Origin of the sequence: Sphingobium sp. BS19, assembly GCF_027925545.1 — a bacterium.
Lineage (GTDB): Bacteria > Pseudomonadota > Alphaproteobacteria > Sphingomonadales > Sphingomonadaceae > Sphingobium.
The window spans coordinates 1-20,987 of the sequence record NZ_BSEF01000032.1 but is presented as its reverse complement, the minus strand read 5'-3'; the positions used below and the strand labels follow the sequence as shown (position 1 = coordinate 20,987).

18 protein-coding genes and 1 pseudogene are annotated in these 20,987 nt (G+C 62.0%); 5 read left to right on the top strand and 14 right to left on the bottom strand.

Annotated features, from left to right (window positions below):
- The 4 genes and pseudogenes from QMG56_RS21380 to QMG56_RS21365 form a co-directional block, all read left to right on the top strand.
- Window positions 1–1,199, top strand: a 1,199-nt coding sequence (locus QMG56_RS21380; protein ID WP_281824762.1) for an oleate hydratase, incomplete at its 5' end; no start/stop codon positions are given.
- Complete coding sequence (locus tag QMG56_RS21375; RefSeq protein WP_281824760.1) at window positions 1,196–2,035, top strand: phosphoadenosine phosphosulfate reductase family protein; 840 nt, start codon at window positions 1,196–1,198, stop codon at window positions 2,033–2,035. The genes QMG56_RS21380 and QMG56_RS21375, both read left to right, overlap by 4 nt.
- 267 nt (window positions 2,036–2,302) lie before the next feature.
- Window positions 2,303–2,560 carry a helix-turn-helix domain-containing protein gene (locus QMG56_RS21370; protein ID WP_281824759.1) on the top strand — a complete coding sequence of 86 codons (258 nt, stop codon included), beginning with the start codon at window positions 2,303–2,305 and terminating at the stop codon, window positions 2,558–2,560.
- An 87-nt stretch (window positions 2,561–2,647) separates the two neighbouring features.
- Window positions 2,648–3,480 (top strand): annotated as a pseudogene (locus QMG56_RS21365) (IS3 family transposase); the annotation flags it as partial.
- 646 nt (window positions 3,481–4,126) lie between these two features.
- Here the strand turns inward: QMG56_RS21365 and QMG56_RS21360 are convergent.
- From QMG56_RS21360 to QMG56_RS21330, 7 genes are all read right to left on the bottom strand, one after another.
- Window positions 4,127–4,888 (bottom strand): SDR family NAD(P)-dependent oxidoreductase, encoded by a 762-nt coding sequence (locus QMG56_RS21360; RefSeq protein ID WP_281824758.1) that lies wholly within the window; start codon window positions 4,886–4,888, stop codon window positions 4,127–4,129.
- Window positions 4,889–4,940: 52 nt separating this feature from the next.
- A complete protein-coding gene (locus tag QMG56_RS21355) occupies window positions 4,941–5,732 on the bottom strand; it encodes a thioesterase family protein (protein ID WP_281824755.1) in 792 nt (263 codons plus the stop codon).
- A gap of 132 nt (window positions 5,733–5,864) precedes the next feature.
- Window positions 5,865–6,716, bottom strand: coding sequence for a CoA ester lyase (locus QMG56_RS21350; RefSeq protein ID WP_281824754.1), 852 nt, complete (start codon window positions 6,714–6,716; stop codon window positions 5,865–5,867).
- A complete protein-coding gene (locus QMG56_RS21345; RefSeq protein WP_281824753.1) occupies window positions 6,713–7,165 on the bottom strand; it encodes a MaoC family dehydratase in 453 nt (150 codons plus the stop codon). The genes QMG56_RS21350 and QMG56_RS21345 overlap by 4 nt, the downstream gene beginning before the upstream one ends.
- A complete protein-coding gene (locus tag QMG56_RS21340) occupies window positions 7,165–9,018 on the bottom strand; it encodes an acetyl/propionyl/methylcrotonyl-CoA carboxylase subunit alpha (RefSeq protein WP_281824751.1) in 1,854 nt (617 codons plus the stop codon). Before QMG56_RS21340 ends, QMG56_RS21345 begins: the two co-directional genes overlap by 1 nt.
- 5 nt (window positions 9,019–9,023) lie before the next feature.
- Entirely contained in the window at window positions 9,024–10,619 is a 1,596-nt protein-coding gene (locus QMG56_RS21335; RefSeq protein WP_281824749.1) for a carboxyl transferase domain-containing protein, read from the bottom strand.
- Between the two features lie 6 nt (window positions 10,620–10,625).
- Window positions 10,626–11,765, bottom strand: a complete 1,140-nt coding sequence (locus QMG56_RS21330; RefSeq protein WP_281824766.1) for an isovaleryl-CoA dehydrogenase — start codon at window positions 11,763–11,765, stop codon at window positions 10,626–10,628.
- A gap of 122 nt (window positions 11,766–11,887) precedes the next feature.
- Here QMG56_RS21330 and QMG56_RS21325 point away from each other — a divergent pair, with 122 nt between their 5' ends.
- Complete coding sequence (locus QMG56_RS21325) at window positions 11,888–12,769, top strand: LysR family transcriptional regulator (RefSeq protein WP_281824747.1); 882 nt, start codon at window positions 11,888–11,890, stop codon at window positions 12,767–12,769.
- Between the two features lie 25 nt (window positions 12,770–12,794).
- Here the strand turns inward: QMG56_RS21325 and QMG56_RS21320 are convergent, their stop codons facing one another.
- The 7 genes from QMG56_RS21320 to QMG56_RS21290 all read right to left on the bottom strand — a co-directional run bounded on the left by QMG56_RS21320 (window position 12,795) and on the right by QMG56_RS21290 (window position 20,690).
- The gene (locus QMG56_RS21320) at window positions 12,795–13,586 is read right to left on the bottom strand and encodes an enoyl-CoA hydratase/isomerase family protein (RefSeq protein ID WP_281824746.1); all 792 of its coding nucleotides are present in this window, start codon (window positions 13,584–13,586) and stop codon (window positions 12,795–12,797) included.
- A 25-nt stretch (window positions 13,587–13,611) separates the two neighbouring features.
- On the bottom strand, window positions 13,612–15,306 hold the full coding sequence (locus tag QMG56_RS21315; RefSeq protein WP_281824745.1) for an AMP-binding protein: 1,695 nt from the start codon (window positions 15,304–15,306) through the stop codon (window positions 13,612–13,614).
- Between the two features lie 289 nt (window positions 15,307–15,595).
- Window positions 15,596–16,393: an alpha/beta hydrolase fold domain-containing protein gene (locus tag QMG56_RS21310; RefSeq protein ID WP_281824743.1), complete on the bottom strand. Its 798-nt coding sequence runs from the start codon at window positions 16,391–16,393 to the stop codon at window positions 15,596–15,598.
- Between the two features lie 172 nt (window positions 16,394–16,565).
- The gene (locus tag QMG56_RS21305) at window positions 16,566–17,501 is read right to left on the bottom strand and encodes an MFS transporter (protein ID WP_309298598.1); all 936 of its coding nucleotides are present in this window, start codon (window positions 17,499–17,501) and stop codon (window positions 16,566–16,568) included.
- A 175-nt stretch (window positions 17,502–17,676) separates the two neighbouring features.
- Window positions 17,677–18,537: an IS21-like element helper ATPase IstB gene (gene istB / locus QMG56_RS21300; protein WP_212608798.1), complete on the bottom strand. Its 861-nt coding sequence runs from the start codon at window positions 18,535–18,537 to the stop codon at window positions 17,677–17,679.
- Window positions 18,534–19,796, bottom strand: coding sequence for an IS21 family transposase (gene istA, locus QMG56_RS21295; protein ID WP_127692189.1), 1,263 nt, complete (start codon window positions 19,794–19,796; stop codon window positions 18,534–18,536). Before istA ends, istB begins: the two co-directional genes overlap by 4 nt.
- Window positions 19,797–19,895: 99 nt before the next feature.
- Window positions 19,896–20,690, bottom strand: coding sequence for an IS6-like element IS6100 family transposase (locus QMG56_RS21290; protein ID WP_281824737.1), 795 nt, complete (start codon window positions 20,688–20,690; stop codon window positions 19,896–19,898).
- Between the last annotated feature and the right edge of the window lie 297 nt (window positions 20,691–20,987).

Genomic DNA, 20,987 nt, shown 5'->3' with positions numbered 1-20,987 from the left:
GCCCCGCCTTCGGCAACCCCGCCGCCTTTAACGGCAATGTGGAAGAGAGTTCGTGGATCTCTTTCACCGTCACGGTCAAGGACCCGCTGTTCCTGGAACTGATGGAGCGCTTCAGCGGCAGCGCGGCGGGGACCGGCGGGCTGATCACCTTCAAGCAATCGGCATGGCTGCTGACGCTGTCGATCTATCACCAGCCGTTCTTCCTGGGCCAGCCCGAGGGCGTCGCGGTGTGGTGGGGCTATGGCCTGTTCCATGATCGCGCGGGCGATTACGTCAAGAAACCGCTCGTCGAGTGCACCGGTGCGGAGATCCTCGAGGAAGTGCTGGGCCATTTGCACTTCAGCGGGCCCGACAGCGCGGCGGTGTTGGCGGCATCGACCTGCATCCCCTGCGCGATGCCGTATATCACCAGCCAGTTCATGAAGCGCAAAAAGGGCGACCGCCCCTTGGTGGTGCCGACGGGATCGACCAACCTCGCCTTCATCGGCCAGTTTGCCGAGCAGCCCGAAGATGTGGTGTTCACGGTGGAATATTCGATCCGCTGCGCGATGACCGCGGTCTATACGCTGCTCAAACTCGATAAGGCTCCGCCGCCCGTGTACGAAGGCTTGCACAGCCCGAAGGTGATCGTCGATGCGATCCGGACGCTACACCGATATCCGAAGCTCCTCGCACAGCTTCAGGGGGCTCTCGCAAAAGCCTTGGCCGTGGACCCGAACACCTTCTTGGGTGCGCAAGAGCGGGCGGCATCGATCAAGGATCTAACCAATGACTACGCCTTCGAAGGGTTCGCCATGCGGGCCGCGGCATTCGAGCGCGGGGAGGGGGACATCGAAGGGGTAGCCAGTGTGCTGCTCCACAAGCCAGCGCATGGATGGTCTGACCGCGATCGCGAGCAAGCGCTCCTCGAGATGGCACGATTCGGTCGGCAATTTCGCGAGCTTGAAGCCTTGGCAGTCGTTAGGGATCGCCGCTCAAACACCGAGGCGCTGGCCTTGGTCATCGGCGTCGATCCTCGCACGCCGCCACTCTTAAGGTCGTTCGTCCTTACCGAGCCTGAGAAGGTCGACGCCGCGATGCTGGCCGAGAAGGTTCTCAAGACCCTCCGGAAGAGCAACGGGCTCGACCGGGTGCAGATGGCGGCGCTCGCACGGGCAGTCGCCTCTCTGGCGGCCGATCAGGATATGGAGGCGGCATGACCCAGGAACGTCACATCCTCGGTATTTCGGGCGGACGAGATAGCGCCGCTCTGGCGGTCTACATGCGTCAGCACCGCCCAGATCTCCCCATCGAGTATTTTTTCACTGACACCGGCAAGGAGCTGCCGGAGGTCTACACATTCCTGGACCGGCTCGAGGGCTTCCTCGGGAAGCCGATCAAACGGCTTAATCCGGACCGCGATTTCGATTTCTGGCTTGATGAATACGGGAATTTTCTGCCGTCGCCGCGCACCAGGTGGTGCACGCGTCAGCTAAAGCTCCGTCCATTGGAACACTGGATTCGCCCGGCGCTGGAGGCAGGCACAACGATCCATTCCTATGTCGCGATCCGAGCAGACGAACCGTCGCGCGAAGGGTATCAGGCAACACACGAAAACATGCTGGTACATCTTCCCCTCCGTGAAGCGGGGATCGATCGCGCCGGGGTGATAGAGCTGTTGCAGCAGGCAGATGTAGGCGAGCCCGAATATTATAGCTGGCGTTCACGATCCGGTTGTACGTTCTGCTTTTTCCAACAAAAGATCGAATGGGTCAGGCTTGCCTCGCACCATCCAGACGAGTTTGAAAAAGCGATCGCGTATGAAAAGACCGCTCTGGAGGGTGGTTCGCCCTTTACCTGGAGCCAGGGTGAAAGCTTAACCGAACTGATCGAGCCGAAGCGTGTCGAAGCAATTGAACTAGACTACGAACGACGTGTTGCGCGGTTGAAGAAGCGACGCCCTAAAAACCCGTTGGCTGCCGAAACCGACGACACTATTGATGACATCTATGGGGTTGATGAGGCCGCGGGTGGCTGTGTGATCTGTCATAAGTAGGGGCCAGATTCCACTTCGGCCCCCGGTCCGCGTCGGTCCGTCCGGCAGTTTGAGCAATGGATTTTGCGCCATAATCATATGACGACGCTATACCGCCCGGTGTTTCTAGTCTCGGAATGTCATTTAGTCGATTCTGGACGATAAAACTGACGCTTGCGAACGCAGCGTTAAGCTTAATTCAGGTGCCAACAGGGCCGTTTCGGTATAGAGTGCCTGCGAGATCACGGCCCTCTGGCAGTGGCCACTACGTTATATGAGATGCGTTCAATGCCCAAATGTCTCCACCTAGAGGAGATTACACAGCCGGCTGCCGTTATTTTCGGCTTGCGGCTTAAGAAGCGCCGGAAAGAACTTGGGCTGTCCCAGGCCCAGCTTTTTGAGCGAACGGGGATCGCGCCAGGTTACATTTCCTACATCGAGAATGGCCGCGCAAACCCGACGATCGATATGATGGTGAAGCTGGCCGACGCCGTCGGTTTACAAATCTGGGACATGCTGCGTCCCGAGACCGAACAGGGCGCCTGACAAAAAGCATCCAGTATGAATGTTGACCTGACCCCCGTTTTTTCCTCCAGTTGGAGCTAGAGTCCGGCCGATCGAAGGGACGGACAGATGAAGCGGAAGCGGTTTTCGGAAGAGCAGATTATCGGCATCCTGAAGGAGGCCGAGGCGGGTGCGGTGGTGACGGATCTTTGCCGGAAGCACGGCATGTCGAGCCCGACCTATTATGCGTGGAAGGCCAAGTTCGGTGGCCTGGAGGTATCGGAGGCGAAGCGGTTGCGCGCGCTTGAGGAGGAGAACGCGCGGCTCAAACGGTTGCTCGCGGACACGATGCTGGACAATGCGGGGTTGAAAGACCTGCTGTCAAAAAAGTGGTGACGCCCGCTGCGCAGCGTGAAGCGGTCGCGTATCTTCAAGCGACATTGGGGATGAGCGAGCGGCGGGCGTGCCGGGTAATTTTGGCGGATCGCAAGAGCATGCGGTATCGCTCGTGCCGGGCGGATGATGGCGACCTGCGGTCGCGTTTGCGTGAGCTGGCGCAGCAGCGCCGTCGGTTCGGCTATCGGCGGCTGCACATCTTGCTGCGCCGGGAAGGCGTCACGATCAACCGCAAGAAGACCCAGCGGTTGTATCGTGAGGAAGGCCTGACGGTGCGCCGCAGGAAGGGACGAAGGCGCGCCGTCGGCGCGCGGGCGCCAGCACCAGTGCTGGCGCTGCCCAACCAGCGCTGGAGCCTGGACTTCGTCCACGATCAGCTCGCCACCGGCCGCCGGTTCCGCATCCTCAACATCGTCGACGATGTGACGCGCGAGTGCCTGCGGGCGGTGCTCGACACGTCGATCTCGGGCCGGCGGGTGGTGCGCGAGCTGGGCGATCTGATCGCCGAGCGCGGCGCTCCCAGGATGATCGTCAGCGATAATGGCACAGAGCTGAGGGCCAGAAGTCGATGCGCGCATCGCCTTCGGCTCAATTCGAGAAAGGAAATGACTATGGAAACCGCTCGGTGCCCTTCGGGACTGCCTGGTCACGGCTACTCAATGCAGGCGGCAGCGATCGCTAGTGCGCTGGTGGAGCGAGAAAATGCCCACATCTATCGCATGAGGGTTCGGGACTGGCTGGACCGTATCGAAGATCCAGACAAGGAAGGCTCCGAGGACATGGACGAGGGTCGCGTTTTCGCTGAGTTTTTGACCAACTTGGTGCGGGTGGGATCCGGCCTGAAGGCGGTTGAACAGTAGTGGGCGAGGTGTACGCGACTTAGAAATAGCGCCAGGCCGCGTCACTTCGACCGTGCATGGCGTAGCAAATTGATGCGCGACATCGAAGCCGGGACGACCGGCTTTGGGAACAAACCGGTCATTCACGCCCGGTTCGCCAAATGTCGGCTTCCAACACGAGCCGACATTCGCGCGTTCAGCCCCCTTGGGCTCATTGAACGAGCAAGGCTGGCCGATAGGAAACAGTCGCCTGTCGGGACACGATCCAGCAACCCGGGCGTTCAGCATCACCGCCTCAGACGAACCCGAGGAACAGATCCGTGAAGCGGCATGACCGTTCCGGCGACCGTGCAATGCGCCTGATGGTACTGCTCTAGCGCGGCGCCATGCGAATGGCGCCGTCGAGGCGGATCACCTCGCCATTGAGCATCGGATTGGAGATGATGCTGGCCACGAGCTGTGCATATTCATTCGGTTTGCCGAGGCGGCTCGGATGCGGCACTTGCGCACCGAGCGCGTCCTGGACGTTCTGCGGGAAGCCCTCGAGCATCGGCGTGAGGAAGATCCCTGGGGCGATCGTCATCACACGGATCTTGTGCTGCGCCAGATCGCGGGCGATCGGCAGCGTCATACCGACGACGCCGCCCTTGGATGCGGCATAGGCCGCTTGCCCGATTTGGCCGTCATAGGCGGCGACCGAGGCGGTGTTGACGATCACCCCGCGCTCGCCGTCGACGTCGTCGGCCGCGGCCAGCCTGGCTGCAAATTTTGAGATGACGTTGAACGTGCCGATCAGGTTGACCGTGATCGTCTTGGCAAAGGTGTCGAGCGGGTGCGGCACGTTCTCCTTGCCGACCGTTTTTACCGCAGGCGCGATGCCGGCGCAGTTCACCAGTATCCGCGCCACGCCGTTCGCGGCCTCGGCTGCGTCGAGGGCGGCGTTGACGCTCGCATCGTCGGCTACGTTCACCTGGAAGAACGTCGCTCCGATCTTCTGCGCCTGCGCCGTGCCGGCCTCTTCGTTCAGGTCGAAGATTGCGACCTTCGCGCCGGCTTGCGCCAGCATCGCCGCGGTCGCGCCACCAAGACCCGATGCACCCCCCGTGACGATCGCTGCAAATCCATTGATGTTCATGCTGTTTCCAATCCTAATTCGGCCGCTAATCTGACGTCTGCAATCTTTGATCTCATCGGGGTCGCACCGTCAGAGATTGGACGATCGACCCCAATACACCCGCACTGTCATGCATGATGCTATGGGTCAGGCCGATCCCGTTCGGCCCGAATGACACTGTCGTATCTAGTCCCAACCACCCCTGCAGCGGGCTGCGCAGCAGATGTATAGTGAGATCGAGATTGGGAAACGCAACGCGCTCCGGAGGCATTCGCACCGCAATCCCATTGGCAATGTCTGCCAGCGCAAGCATATTGGCAGTCGGGCTTGTGTCCTCACCGACCAGGAGCTCAACGTTCGTTCGCAGCCACGCCTTCGCTCGACCCGTTCCTATTTCCTCGCGACGTAGCTCCATCGATCCGATGCAGGCGCCCGCCCAAACGGTGCTCATATCCCAGGCCGCGATCGCCCCCGGGGGTGGAAGCGCCGGAAACGACGTCCCGGCGATCGCCGCCGTATCGAAGGTCTGCATCAGCCAAGCGCGTGCCAGCACGACGGGACGGCCGTCGTATGACATTCGAGCCTCGACGAGTTCAATTGTACGCCCAGGGCGCAGGACGGCGACGTCGACGGCGACCGGTCCGATTGGGATGGTGCCAAGGATGTCATAGGACAGGCGACCGAGCCTCAAAGCATCTTCGCGCCGCTGGCGCTGGTCGCTCTCAATGGCGTGCGCGATGAGCCCAAGCGCGGGGGCTATGTGCTGCTCCGTGCGGTTCCAGGCCCCTTGCACCAGCGGGGTTGCAGCGAAATCAGATGGTCCTGTCCGCTCAAAGAAACAGTGGCGTGCGTTTTGGTGGTCCATGAAGTCGGTCCATTCCGCGGCATCTTCAATCACGCAATCGCCGCGCTGTCGTTTTGGACGTGACCTCGTCCAGGGCGAGACCGGGGGCAAGCTCTATAAACTCGGACGCCACTGCGTGGTCTGGTCGCCTGTTCAATCCGTTTCTCCCGCGCGGTCGAGGGTTATGCGCGCCTGCTTGAGATGCGGTGCATCGATCATGCGACCATCAAGCTGCAGCGCTCCCGCCCCTGGATTTGCTGCAAATGCTGCCATGATGCGTCGAGCTTGCTCAACCTGTTTGGCGTCCGGCGTGAAGGCTGCGTTTATCGGAGCGACCTGACCTGGATGTATCGCCATCATTCCTGTGAAGCCATCGCGGGCCGCACGACGAGCATAGGCAGCAAGACCGCCTAAATCGCGGAACGCGGGATACACCGTATCGATCGCGGGAACACCGGCCGCATGCGCCCCGAACAGCGTTAGGGACCGCGCAAGTTCGTAAGGGGGTGTGAAGCGCCCATCATCCTCTCGACTGGTCGCCGCGCCAATCGCGGCCGGCAGGTCCTCGGCGCCCCAGGTCAGTCCCGCGAGGCGAACATCCGATTCCGCGTATGTACCGAGCTGAAAGACTGCCGCGGGGGTCTCAGTCGCGATCGGCAGGATGGGAGCGTCGATGTCCATTTCCGCAAGCCGGTTGGCCAGCTGGCGGACGCTGACGGCACCTTCGGCTTTGGGCAGCACGATGGCATCAGGCGACAAACCTCGAAGTGCTGCGAGGTCTTCTGCGCACAAATCGGTGTCGAGCGGGTTCACGCGCACGAACACTGCGACACCGCCTTGTCTCTCCTGCAGGTGCAGCGCGATAGCCGACCGTGCTACCTTCTTGGCGGACGACGATACCGAGTCCTCCAGATCGAGGATCAGCGCGTCAGCGCCCGACGCGACGGCCTTCGCAAACCGCTCCGGTCGATCGCCCGGCACGAACAAAAGAGAGCGCAGCCTCATGCACCCGACTTTTTCAGGAGCGCGGTTCTGATGCACCGGCAGACGATCTCGTCTCGCTGGTTCAGCATACGATGGGCGAAGGTGACGATGCCGGCTTCCGGCCGCGATCTGCTCTCCTTCAGCCCGTGCACTTCTGTCTCGGCGCGCAGCGTGTCACCCAGGAAGACGGGCTTGGGCATGACCAACTCGTCGTAGCCGAGATTGGCGACTAGCGTGCCCAGCGTCGTGTCCCCGACCGAAAGACCGATCATCAACGCGAACGTGAAAGTACCGTTGACGAGGATCTGGCCGAACTCGCTCGCCTTCGCCGCCTCGACGTCTAGGTGCAGCGGCTGAGGATTGTGGGTCATCGTCGTGAACAACAGGTTGTCCGTCTCGGTCACCGTCCGCCGGATGTCGTGGACGATCCTGTCGCCGACCTTCCAGTCGTCATAAAAGCGTCCCGCCATCAGTCTTCTCCCTTGTCGATACGCACCAACAGCGTGCCCTCGGGAACCTGCGCCCCTTCGATAACCTTGAGTTCGGCGACGACGCCATCGAAGGGCGCCAGAAGGGCTTGCTCCATTTTCATGGCCTCCAGCACCAGCATCCGCTCTCCCTTGGTAACCGTCTGTCCGGCTTCCACGAGGACAGCGATCACGCGACCCGGCATCGGAGAAAGCACCGCGCCGTCGCCCTCACCAGCCCCACCGATGTGATCGGCGCGACGCGGACCGAACGGCCACGCTTCACCATCGAGAAAGAGGACACCACCGGCTGTGGATGCGCCTGATACATTGGCGGGACTGACCAGATAGGGCTTGCCGGCGACCTCCACCTCCACCGTCGACGAGGACATGGCGTTGCTTCGGAAGCCGCGCAGGCCGCTCCATGGATCTCCGGTTACGGGCGGCAGGATCGCAGTCGCTGCGGCAGCAAGAACTGCCGGCGATGGCTCCGCCGGTGGGATCAGCTGTTTTGTGTGACGTTCGATGAAACCGGTATCGACCCGGCCTGCGACGAAGTCCGGATGCGCGGCCGCGCGGGCAAGAAACGCGGCATTGGTCCGGACGGGCCACACCTGTGTGCCACGCGCCGCTTCGGCGAGCCTGGACGCCGCTTCGCGCCTAGTGCCGCCGTGGACGATCAGCTTGGCGATCATCGGATCGTAATAGGGCGTGACCGCGCCGCCCTCCTCGACGCCACTGTCGATCCGAACGCCGGCCGGAAAACGTAGTCGGTCGAGCGGGCCGGTTGACGGCAGGAATCCCGTGCTCGGATTCTCGGCGTAGAGACGTGCTTCCATAGCCCAACCGGTGATCGAAAGCTCGTCCTGGCGCTTGGGCAACGGCTCGCCGGATGCGACGCGCAGCTGCCACTCGACCAAATCCTGTCCCGTGATCGCCTCGGTGACCGGATGCTCGACCTGAAGGCGGGTGTTCATTTCCATGAACCACACACGGTCGGCGCGGAGGCCTTCGGACCCGTCGGCGATGAATTCGATCGTGCCGGCGCCGACGTAATCGACCGCCTTGGCGGCACGCACGGCCGCGTCGCACACAGCGGCACGCGTCGTCTCATCCATCCCGGGCGCTGGGGCCTCTTCGATAACCTTCTGATGGCGGCGCTGAAGCGAACAGTCGCGCTCGAACAGATGCACAACCTGTCCGTGCGCGTCCCCGAACACCTGCACCTCGATGTGGCGCGGTGCGAGGATGTATTTCTCGATCAGCACCTGGGTATTACCGAACGAGGCAGCGGCCTCTCGCTTGCAGCTCTCGAGCAGCTCGGCAAAATCGCCGGCTGCATCGACCTTGCGCATGCCTTTGCCACCGCCGCCCGCGACAGCCTTGATGAGAACGGGGTAACCGATCGTATCCGCTTCCGCGCGCAGGCGGTCGGGCGACTGGTCCGCGCCGAGATAGCCAGGGGTGACCGGTACGCCCGCAGCGATCATGCGCTCCTTGGCAGCGTCCTTCAGTCCCATTGCGAGGATACTGGCGGGCGGCGCCCCGACCCAGACGAGCCCGGCCGCGATCACGGCTTGGGCAAATTCGGCGTTTTCCGACAGAAAACCGTAGCCGGGGTGGATCGCCTCTGCCCCAGTCTCGCGGGCGGCAGCGAGGAGCCGGTCCTGCCGCAGATAGCTGTCAGCCGCGAGCGCCGTGCCGATGCAGACGGCCTCATCGGCCTCGCGCACGAAGGGCATGTTGGCGTCGACGTCGGAATGAACTGCGATCGTGCGAACGCCGAGCGCCCGCGCCGTGCGAATGATGCGGCGGGCGATTTCGCCGCGATTGGCGATAAGGAGGCTCTGGATCATGGGCGTCACATCCGGAACAGGCCAAACTGCGCGCGCTCGGGTATCGGCGCGTTCAGCGTGGCGGAAAACGCGAGGCCCAGCACATCGCGGGTCTGCGCGGGATCGATGACGCCATCATCCCACATGCGGGCAGTGGCGTAGTAGGGATTGCCCTCATCCTCGTACTTCTGCCGGATCGGTGCCTTGAATTGATCCGCCTCGTCGGCCGTCCAAGTCTCAGCGTCACGGTGCACAGTCGCAAGCACGCTCGCCGCCTGCTCGCCGCCCATCACGGAGATGCGGGCGTTAGGCCAGGTGAACAGGAAGCGTGGGGAGTAAGCGCGACCGCACATGCCGTAATTGCCGGCACCGAAGCTACCCCCGATCAGCACGGTGATCTTGGGCACCGAGGCCGTTGCGACCGCGGTCACCAGCTTCGCGCCGTTTTTCGCGATTCCCTCTGCCTCGTATTTACCGCCGACCATGAAGCCCGAAATATTCTGCAGGAACAGGAGCGGCACGCGGCGCTGGCACGCCAGTTCGATGAAGTGCGCACCCTTCAGTGCGGCTTCCGAGAACAGCACGCCGTTATTGGCGAGTATCGCGACCGGCATGCCCCAGATACGGGCAAAACCGCAGACCAACGTTGTGCCGTAGAGCGCCTTGAACTCGTGGAACTCGGACGCATCGACGATACGCGCGATCACCTCGTGCACGTCGTAAGGCGCACGCACGTCCTGCGGCACGATGCCGTAAAGCTCCTGAGGATCGTATTTGGGGGGACGCGGCGTCGCGATCTCGATATCGACCGACTTTGGCCGGTTGAGCGTTGCGACGATATCTCTGACGATCAACAGCGCATGCTCGTCATTCTCTGCGACGTGATCGACGACGCCCGACTTTCGACCGTGCGTCTCTGCGCCGCCCAATTCCTCCGCTGAGATAACCTCACCGGTCGCAGCCTTCACCAGTGGCGGGCCGGCGAGGAAGATCGTGCCCTGATTACGCACGATCACGCTCTCGTCAGACATCGCCGGCACGTAGGCGCCGCCCGCCGTGCAGCTCCCCATCACGCACGCGATTTGCGGGATGCCCTGCGCCGACATCTGCGCCTGGTTGAAGAAAATGCGACCGAAATGCTCGCGATCAGGAAACACTTCAGCCTGATGCGGCAGATTGGCACCGCCGCTGTCGACGAGATAGATGCACGGCAACCGGTTCTGCTGGGCGATCTCCTGCGCGCGTAGATGCTTCTTGACCGTCATCGGATAATAGGCGCCGCCTTTTACCGTTGGGTCGTTGGCGGCGATCATGCACTCGCGACCCTGGACGCGGCCGATGCCGGCGATCATCCCCGCGCCCGGAGCACCGTCGTCATACATCCCGTTCGCGGCCAGCGCGCCGACCTCCAGGAAGGGCGAGCCTGGATCGAGCAGGCGCTCGACTCGGTCGCGAGGCAGCAGCTTGCCGCGAGCGACGTGGCGCGCGCGGTGCTGTTCCGAACCGCCGAGCGCGGTCTTGGCCGTCGCGACGCGCAGCGTCTCGACCAGCGCGTGATTGTGTGCGGCGTTGGCTGAGAACGCCTCGGAACCGGTATCGGTCGAAGACTGTAGCGTCGTCATGACAACCTACTGCGCGCGGGGTGCGTCGTGGGCGATCAGCTCACGGCCGATTAGCATACGGCGCACCTCGTTGGTGCCGGCGCCGATATCGAGCAGCTTCGCGTCGCGCCAATAGCGCTCGACCGGCCAGTCTTTGGTGTACCCTGCACCACCGAGCGCCTGGATCGCCTCGCCTGCGACCTTCACCGCGTTCTCGGACGCGAGCAGGATGCAGCCTGCCGCGTCGAAGCGGGTGGTCTGGCCGGCGTCGCATGCCTTGGCCACAGCGTAGACGTAAGCCCGGGAAGAGTTGAGGGCGACATACATATCCGCGACCTTCGCCTGCATCAGCTGGAAGTCACCGATCGGTCGGCCGAACTGCTTGCGCTCGCGAACATAGGGCAGGACGACATCCAGGCATGCCTGCATGATGCCGAGCTGCAGGCCCGACAGCACGACCCGCTCATAGTCGAGGCCCGACATCAGCACCTTCACGCCACCGTTCAGTGGACCCATGACTTGTTCGTCGGCGACGAAGCAGTCATCGAAGACCAACTCAGCGGTCGGTGACCCGCGCATCCCGACCTTGTCGATCTTTTGCCCGATCGAGAAGCCGGGCATCTCCTTCTCGATAAGGAAGGCGGTGATGCCCTTCGACCCGGCATCGGGTATCGTCTTGGCGTAGACAACGAGCGTGTCGGCATAGGTGGCGTTGGTGATCCAGAACTTAGTGCCGTTCAAACGATAGCCACCATCGACCTTGTCCGCGCGTAGCTTCATCGAGACGACATCCGACCCCGCCCCTGCCTCCGACATCGCCAGGCTGCCGACGTGCTCGCCGGAGATCAGCTTGGGGAGATACTTGGCTTTCTGTTCGGGCGATGCCCACCGCCGGATCTGGTTGACGCAAAGGTTGGAATGCGCGCCGTAGCTGAGGCCGACGGACGCGGACGAGCGGCTGATCTCTTCGACGGCGATCAGATGCTCAAGATAGCCGAGACCGAGGCCGCCGTCGGCCTCCTCCACGGTGATCCCGTGCAAGCCGAGCGCTCCCATCTCCGGCCACAGTTCGCGCGGGAAGCTGTCTTGTGCATCGACGCGCCCGGCGATCGGCTCGATCCGGTCCAGCGCGAACCGTCTCGTGGTATCGCGGATCGTATCTGCCATCTCGCCAAGGCCATAGTTCAGGTCCGCCACATCTCTCTCCGCTTACCGTTTCCCGTGACTGTAGGTAGGCGAGTGGACGTTTCAAAATTGAAAGAAGCGGATCAACAGCATAGAGATTGTCTATGATCGATCGCTACCATCTCCGCTACTTCCTCGCCGTTGTGGACACCGGCAATTTTTCCAGGGCAGCGATCGCCTGCAATGTGTCGCAGCCTACCCTTTCGGTAGGCATCTCGAAGCTGGAAAAGTCGCTGGGCAAGGTTCTGTTCAACCGTACGAACCGCCGGGTGGCGTTGACCGACGCGGGCAGTAGGCTCGTGTCACACGCCAGGATGATCGAAACGGGATTCGCCACCGCCGAGCGCGAGGTTATCGGGTCGGTTTCGCTTACGACGGTTCGGCTCGGCGTGCTGGTCACAACGCCCCGCCGGTGGATAGAAGCAATCCTGGCCGCCCAGCGGGCTGTTCCGGATGGCGATCGCATCGAGATTGTTGAAGGGAGAAACCGCGATCTACGCAGCAGGCTTGCGAGGGGCCGCATCGATGTGGCGCTGACCAGCCTCCACGATCGGGAGGCTGGTGATGGGACGCAGCATCTTTTGACCGAGGGATACTCGCTCGCCCTTAGCGCAGCCCATCCGCTTGCAGCGCGGGAGATCGTGAGCATCGAAGAACTGGCTAACGATCCCATGATCGTGAGGCGGCATTGCGAATTGCTGCCGGAGACGAGCCGCTTTTTTACAGCCCGCAGTATCCGCCCCTTTTTTCCGGCCCGTACGACGAGCGACGACAAGGCGCTCAGCTACGTGCGCGCAGGGCTTGGAATCACCGTCATGCCGGATGGCTTTCAAGATTCGGGTGTCGCTCGTGTCCGGTTGGAAGGCTTCGATTTCACCCGTGATATCGGCCTCGTCTATGCCGCGCATGTCGACAGCGACGCGTTGTCGCGCCGCCGTACGCTTTCCGCTCTGATCGAGACGCTTGGTGCGGAACACGACGCCTGATCGTGGTGATCGGGGCCGCGCGGTTTCAGGTCGAGCTGAACACGGGAGCGCGCTTCTCGAGGAAAGCGGTGACCCCTTCGGCGAAGTCCGGCTCGCGCGCGCACTGCACGAATGCGACGCGCTCCGATGCAAGCTGAGCCGCAAGATCATTCCGATCTGAGGCCCGCAGGAGCCGCTTCATTGCGGCGTTCGCAGCCGGCGCGTTCGCTGCGAGTTCGCCCGCCATCCGCATCGTCTCTGCTTCGAGCACATCGGCCGGGACCACTCGATTGACCAAACCGACATCCTTCGCCTCGGCCGCGCTTAGCTGCCCGGATAGGAGCAGCAACTCCATTGCCTGCTTCTGTCCAACCGCGCGCGGCAAGGTATAAGTTGCGCCGCCATCCGGCGAGGTGCCCAGCTTGCGGTAGGCGACGGTGAACTTCGCGGTGTCGGCCGCGATCACCAGATCGCCGGCGACGGCGAGAGAGAACCCGCCTCCCGCCGCAGCGCCATGGACCGAACACAAGACAGGTTGCGGCGCGTCGGCAAGCGCCTGGACGAAGACGTGGAAGCCATCGATCAGGGGTTCGAGCATCCCGCCGATGTTCGACATGTGCGCCCTGAATTCATGGATATCGCCGCCTGCCATGAACGATCGACCGGCACCTCGCACGACGATCACCCGGGCATCGGCGGCAAGCTCAGACAGCGACCGCCCTACCTCGATCATCCGGTCGGACATCGCACCGTTGACGACGTTCATCGCCTCTGGGCGATTGAGCGTGAGGTAGAGGATCTGGTCACGGCTCTCTGTAAGGATTGTGTCGTTCATCATGGATCTCCGGATGGAATGAGGAGGGTTAGGCGGATGCGGACCCGGGGGCTGACACATCAGCGCCCTGTTCCATCATTCGACGCATCTCGAATTTCTGGATTTTGCCGGTCACCGTCATCGGGAACGCGTCGACAAAGCGGATGACCTTGGGCACCTTATAGTGTGCGATCTGGCCAGCGCAGTGCGCACGCACGTCGGCTTCCTCGAGCGTGTGCGTGTCGTGAACCTTGATCCACGCACACACTTCCTCCCCGAAGCGCTCGTCGGGGATGCCAAAGACGCTCACGTCTTCGATCGCGGGATGCTGGTGCAGGAACTCCTCGATTTCGCGCGGATAGATGTTCTCTCCACCGCGGATAATGAGGTCTTTCAAGCGCCCAACGATCCTGCAGAACCCGTCGCTGTCGATGCTGCCGATGTCGCCGGTTCGCATCCAGCCGTCTGCATCAAGCACGGACGTTGTCGCTGCGGGATCCTCCCAGTAGCCGATCATCACGGAGTAACCGCGGACGCAGATCTCACCGGCTTCGCCGATGCCGAGCGTCTCTCCCGCCTCGTCGATGATCTTGGCCTCGAGATGGGGCATGACCTGGCCTACCGTCTCGACCCGGAGCTGAAGCGGGTCATCCACCGAACTCGCAAAGCTGACAGGGCTCGTTTCGGTCATGCCGTAGGCGATGATGATCTCGGGCATGTGCATCCGATCGACGACGTCACGCATGACTTCGATCGGGCACGGCGCGCCGGCCATGATGCCGGTCCGGAGACTGCCAAGATCGAAGTTTGCGAATTCGGCGTGCTGGAGCATGGCGATGAACATCGTTGGCACGCCGTAGAGTGCCGTGCAGCCCTCGGCATCGACCGCCTGCAAGGTCGCCAAGGGCTCGAAGGAAGGGGCGGGATAGACGATCGTCGCACCGTGGGTCAGACACGCCAGATTGCCCATGACCATGCCAAAGCAGTGGTAGAGCGGGACGGGCACACACATGCGCTCGCCAGCCTGAAGGCGGATGGCGTCGCCGGTGAAGAAGCCGTTGTTCAGGATGTTGCGGTGAGAAAGCGTCGCGCCCTTGGGTGTACCTGTCGTGCCACTGGTGAACTGGATGTTCACCGGGTCGGTCGGACGCGATGCTGCCTTGATCGAGTCGAGGCGATCCCGGTTTTCAGCGCCACGCCGTTCGAGATCATGAAAATCGATCCAGCCTTGCCGGCCATCCCCGCCAACCTGGACCACGAACTCGAGATCGGGGCAGGCACTACCCGCTCCGCCGAGCGGACGCAGGTCCATGTCTTCAATCATCCCAATATAGTCCGACGTCTTGTGGCGTGTCGCTGCCACCAGCGCTCGCGTCCCCGTCTTCCGCAGCGCGAATTCGGCCTCGCCGCGCTTGTACGCGGGATTGAGATTTACCAGGATCAGGCCGGCCGTGGCAGTCGCGAGCTGCGCAAGCAGCCATTCGAATGAATTTGGTGACCAGACCGCGACGCGATCGCCGGGTGCGAGACCGAGCGACAGGAACCCCATAGCCAGCCCGTCGGCACGTTGCCGCAGCTCAGCAAAAGTGAGCCTGATGCCCTGATGGACCGAAACGACAGCTTCTGCATCCGGCCACCGCCGTTCGGCGTCGATCAATGCTTCGGGGATCGTGCGCTCGAGGAGCGCAGGTTCGGATCCGCCAAGGACTAGCGCCTGTCCGCCGGCGACGCCGTCAAACCGCATCGTTCTGCACCCTTGCTGTTGCATTACCGACGTGGCCTAAGGTGCCACGCGCATCGTATCGATGCGTCATTTCCATGTCCTCTCCTCCCGGGCGTTGCAGGTGCTTGGGCTTTGACTTCCACCCCGTGGCCGTCGCTGTCGTTCTGGGTTTGCCCGTATCAGCCGAACCGCGCCGCGCCTTCGGAGCAAGGCCGAGCGGTGCCGGAGGGGCTTCCAGCGATTAGTCTTCATTTCAGCGTAGTGCAAGGCCGAGCGGTGCCGGAGGGGCTTCCAGCGATTAGTCTTCATTTCAGCGTAGTGCTTCGAGAATTAAGCGGCGCGCTTCCCGACCTTCTCGCGTTGGCAGCGCAACTGAGGCATGAATTAGACCTTCGCCTTCGTGATAGACGATCTGCACCCCGGCTGCGCGAGCGTGGTCGACGAGCAAGCGGGTATCGGGGTTCGTTATGTCGTGCGTGCCACTGAAGATTGTAAGCGGCCCAAGCCCCCCGAGATCGTCATACAACGGACTAACTCGCGGATTTTGGATATCCAGATCACCGCTCCAGCGTTCTAAGATCGGACGAAGAGCTGCGGCCCGGAGGATCGGATCCCGGCGTTCGACAACGGCTATCTCGGGGTTGGACAACGACAGGTCTACAACAGGGTGGATCAACACCGTCTGTCGCAGGCTTACGCCCGCTTTGTTCAGCTGCAAGGCGACGGCCAGTGCGATAGCCCCACCGGCCGAATCTCCGGCCAAGCTGACGACACCGGCACCCGAACGTTCGACCTCGCTGGTGGTGATTGCCGCGATCGTATCGATAACGTTGTCGGCCGTGCCACGAGGCACCAACGGATAGATCGGAACCGTGACCCTCGTGCCCGTATCTGCCGCGATCCTCGCGATCAACCGCCAGTGGAAAGCAGTGATCTCGCCATAGAATGCGCCGCCGTGGATATAGACCAGCGTCTTGTCGCTCGCACGTGCGGTCGGTGTTACCGTATAAACCGGCCAATTATGTAGCGTGGCATAGTCTACGCTGACATCGCGCCGGATGCGCTTCGGCGGGCCGAAAGCAGCGGGCCGCAAGGCCGCGGCGTGCACGGCCTTTTCTCCTGCCTCCGGGGTAGATGGCGGTTTCAGGAGAAGCCGGACCAGCGTTTCCGCAACACGGCTTCCAATACTTGGCATAAACAACCTACTTTCATAAGAGGGCACTCGTGGTTGACTTCGTTTGAGTCAGAGCTGCACGAAGCGTACCCGCTCGGGTTCGGACTCAGGCCGGAACAGTGGCGCGCCGAATGTTCAGTTCGCTGATCAACTGCTGATGACCTCGGCGGTTTAGGCGGTAGGTCAGGATCAAGGGAACGACGACGAGGAACGCTGCTCCGTGCCCAGCACCCCACAACAAGCCGAGCATGGTCGCTGATTGCTCGGAGATCCCGGCCGTCGCCGTCCCGGCAGTGCCCTTCAAACCGACCGTAGCCAACACGAGTCCTGCGACCAGCGAGCCGATCCCAGTCGCTGCCTTGGCGGAAAAGACGAGGGCGCTGAAGTACAGGCCTTCGCACCGCTGACCGAACTTCAGTTCATGCTCGTCCACCGCGTCAGCAATCATCGACTGGAAGCTAATGAAGAACAGCGAATTGCACGCGCCGAACAGGCCGGTGCTGCCGACCAGCAGGGCCGTGGCGGCAGGGTTCGGCAGAGGCCCGAGCCACTGATACGCAATCAGCACCGGCGCGATTTGCGCAAGCGCGACGGTCAATACACCCAGAATGACGACGTCACGCTTCTCCATACGTGTCAAAATAAACGCGGTGATTGGTATCCCGAGCAGCAACCCGATTTGGAAACCTAGTATGGGCAGCTGGTTCTGTGCTGCCGGTAATTTCCAAAAATACTGGTACACATAGAGATTAAGCGCATTCATGCTGCCGCCGATGATCAGCACGATGAGCGCCGAGGTGAACAGCATGACGAAGGACTTGTTGCGAACCAGATCCCGCAGGTCAGCAATCAACGACTTCGACGTCGCGGCCGGAGCTAGATGTTCTACAGGACTTGCAGAAACGGCGCGGCGCACGCCAAAGACGCAAGCGAGCCCCATCACCAGAACGACGGCAGACAGGAGCAACCCCAGCTGCATATAGGCGCCCCGAGACGCGTAGGCCGCCTTGGTCGCGAAGATCAGCCCGAACGCCGGGGCGATGGTCAGAACAGTTCCGATGGCTCTGTTGCAAAGATTGGCGGCAGTCAGAGGTAGGCTGTCGCTCTGCGCCGATCAGGCGGCTGCTGCGAAATGGTGGTTGTCAACGGGCACCGAAGATTCCGCAAAAGTGGGCATCTAAAATTCCCTAGTTTGGCGGGAGGGTTTGTGTCGGTGATCAGCCGTGATGGAGATCGGGCTTTTCCTTTGCTGGCGGGCGACCGCGCCGTTTCGGCAAGGGCGGTGGGTTGATGGACGGTGCCATGCGCGCATGCTCGGGCAGCAGGTCGGCGTGCTGTCGCATGCGATAGCTGGAGCCCTCGATCTGGACGACCACAGCGTGGTGAAGAAGGCGGTCGAGCAGCGCGGTGGCCACCACCGGATCGCCAAAGACATCACCCCATTCGGCGAAGCCGCGGTTGGATGTCAGGATCATGGCACCCTTTTCGTATCGGGCGTTGACGAGCTGGAAGAAGAGATTGCCGCCGCCGGGCGTGACGGGAAGATACCCGATCTCGTCGACGACGAGCAGGGAGGATCGGCATAGGAAGCGGATCTTCTCGCGCAACGTGCCCTCGCGTTCAGCCTTGGTCAGTGAAGCGATCAGATCGGCGAGCGGGATGAAGTAGACGCTCTTGCCCGCCTTCACGGCCTCGACGGCAAGGGCCGTGGCGATATGGCTTTTCCCGGTACCGGGCGGGCCCAGCAGATGCACCACCTCGGCCCGGTTGATGAAGTCCAGGCCAGCGAGCGCCAGGATGCGGTTCCGGTCGAGCGATGGCTGGAAGGAGAAGTCATATCCGTCCAGCGTCTTGATGATCGGCAGCCTTGCCATGCGCAGGGCTGCCTTGATCCTGCGGTTCTCCCGGAGCGACAGTTCTTCGTTCAGCAATATGTCGATGGCCTCGATGCCATCGATTTTGCCCTGCTCTATGCCGCGCAGGGTGGCGTCGAGCATCTCCAGGGCGCGTGGCATTTTGAGATGGACGAGGCTGCGGCGGATATTATCGACGCGGGATGCGGCACCCCCATGGTTCATGGCCGTTCTCCCCGCGCCAGTTGGCTGCCGATCGCTTGATAGATGGCCAGGGAGCGCACGGTGACATGCTCGCCTACACGACCGATGGCGATTACCTCTTTGCCATGGATACGGCGCTTGGCGCCGCTGCTGCCTGTCCGGTGCGCAGGATCGATCCTGTACTGCCGGCGCCCCTCAAGAACCGGGTGCTCGGCAATGACCTGGCCCAGGTCTACGATCCGGATCTTGTCGGGCAACTGCTGGATTTCGACGACGCGCCGGGTGCGATCGGGAACGCTGTAGTAATTGCCGCCGACCGAGACCATCCCATCGTGGCTGACGCGGCGCTCCAGCTTCAGAACAGCGTCAAAGCGGCCCGCCGGGAGCAGCTGCAACTCAGGCTGCTCGGCGGCGAAGGCTTCAGCAATAATCCGCTGCGTCGTGCCGTGGACACGGACGTTGGCGACCGTATCGAGCCAGTCGATCAGCTGGACATTGAGATCGTCCAGATTGCGGAAGCTCCGGCCCAGGAAGAAGTCCTTGCGGATATAGCTGAATGGCCGCTCGACCTTTCCCTTGGTTTTGGCCCGATAGGGACGGCAGGCGCGCGGCACGAAGCGATAATGCCCGGCCAGAGCCAGCAATGATCGATTGTAGATGATGTGGCCCTGATCATCTTCCCCGGTCACAGCGGTTTTCATGCGATCGTAGAGGATCTCGATCGGGACGCCGCCGAGCGCTTCAAAGGCCTGCATATGACAGCGCAACAGGCTTTGGAGATCCTGATGCATGACGTAGCGCGCAAACAGGAAGCGCGAATGTCCCAGCACCAGGCTGAACAGCCAGACGATCCGGCTGACGCCGGGCTCATCGGTAAATTCGACGACGAACCGGGCAAAGTCGACCTGTGCCTGCACGCCAGGCGGCGTCTCGAACCGAACCTCAAAGGGCTTAGGCCCGTTTTCCGGCCGGATCGCTGCCAGGAACCGCTTTACCGCGGTATAGGCGCCCATATATCCCAGCTCACGGATTTCCCGCGTCAGGCGCGCCGCCGTCAGATCGGGAAAGGCCGTCACTCGCTCACGCAAAAATTCCAGATAGGGTGCCAGTTTGTTCGGTCGACCCAGCATGCGAGGGCCGTAAACCGGGGCCTCGATGCCCCGTTCGATATATTTTCGGATGGTCTTGGGATCGCGACCAGTGCGTCGGGCAATGGCGGATATCGATACACCCTGCCGATGTAGTTCGAGGATCATCATCAATTCTCCAAGTCGGATCATCGGCCCCGTCTCCGCGTCTGCAAAGGAGATGAGGACAATGTCGGCTCATCTCATTCTGGCGGGGCTAGCCCCGCCAGAATGAGATGAAGGGGCCACCAACTAGGGAATTTTCAAAGCCCACTTTTGCGGAGAATTGCACGACCGATGACAGTGGTTGAGCATGCCCATGGCCTCCGTCAGCGCCGAGGGCCCAATGCCAAAAGCTCTCTCCACAAGGCGCACCTCGCCCCTGATGCCGGGCTGCAGGCACCAGGGGCGAGCCTGTCCTTTGCGCAGGGCTCGCATGACTTCGAATCCCTTGATCGTGGCATAGGCCGTGGGGATCGATTTGAAACCGCGCACCGGCTTGATCAGTATCTTGAGCTTTCCGTGATCGGCCTCGATCACGTTATTGAGATACTTCACCTGCCGGTGGGCCGTCTCCCGGTCCAGCTTTCCTTCGCGCTTCAATTCGGTGATCGCTGCACCATAGCTCGGCGCTTTGTCGGTATTGAGCGTGGCAGGCTTTTCCCAGTGCTTCAGGCCTCGCAGGGCCTTGCCCAGGAACCGCTTCGCTGCCTTGGCGCTGCGGGTCGGCGACAGGTAGAAATCGATCGTGTCGCCCCGCTTGTCGACTGCCCGGTACAGGTAGGTCCACTTGCCCCGCACCTTGACGTAGGTTTCATCCAGGCGCCAGCTCGGATCAAAGCCACGCCGCCAGAACCAGCGCAGCCGCTTCTCCATCTCCGGGGCGTAGCACTGGACCCAGCGATAGATCGTCGTATGGTCGACCGAAATGCCGCGTTCCGCCAGCATTTCCTCAAGGTCGCGATAGCTGATCGGATAGCGACAATACCAGCGCACCGCCCACAGGATCACATCACCCTGGAAATGGCGCCACTTGAAATCCGTCATCGTTCCGTCCGTCCAATCTCCGCCAAGCATGTTCAAGCTTCACGATTTTTGCAACAGAGCCGTGGCGAGAGCTGGGCATCATCGACCTGCGCCGTTGATCGCCATCACAGCGCCGTTCTTGCACTGTTCTCGCTTAGCGTTGTCTGGCGTACCTTCCACGCTATGCCCTCTCCATGACCCCATTATGCGGCGGCCTTGCGCCGACCGCGAAGAGAAGCGAGTGATCCATGGGAACGATCACGTAATCGAGGAAGCAGCTTGACCCAAAGGGCCCAATCAGAGAAGGCTCTAAATTTG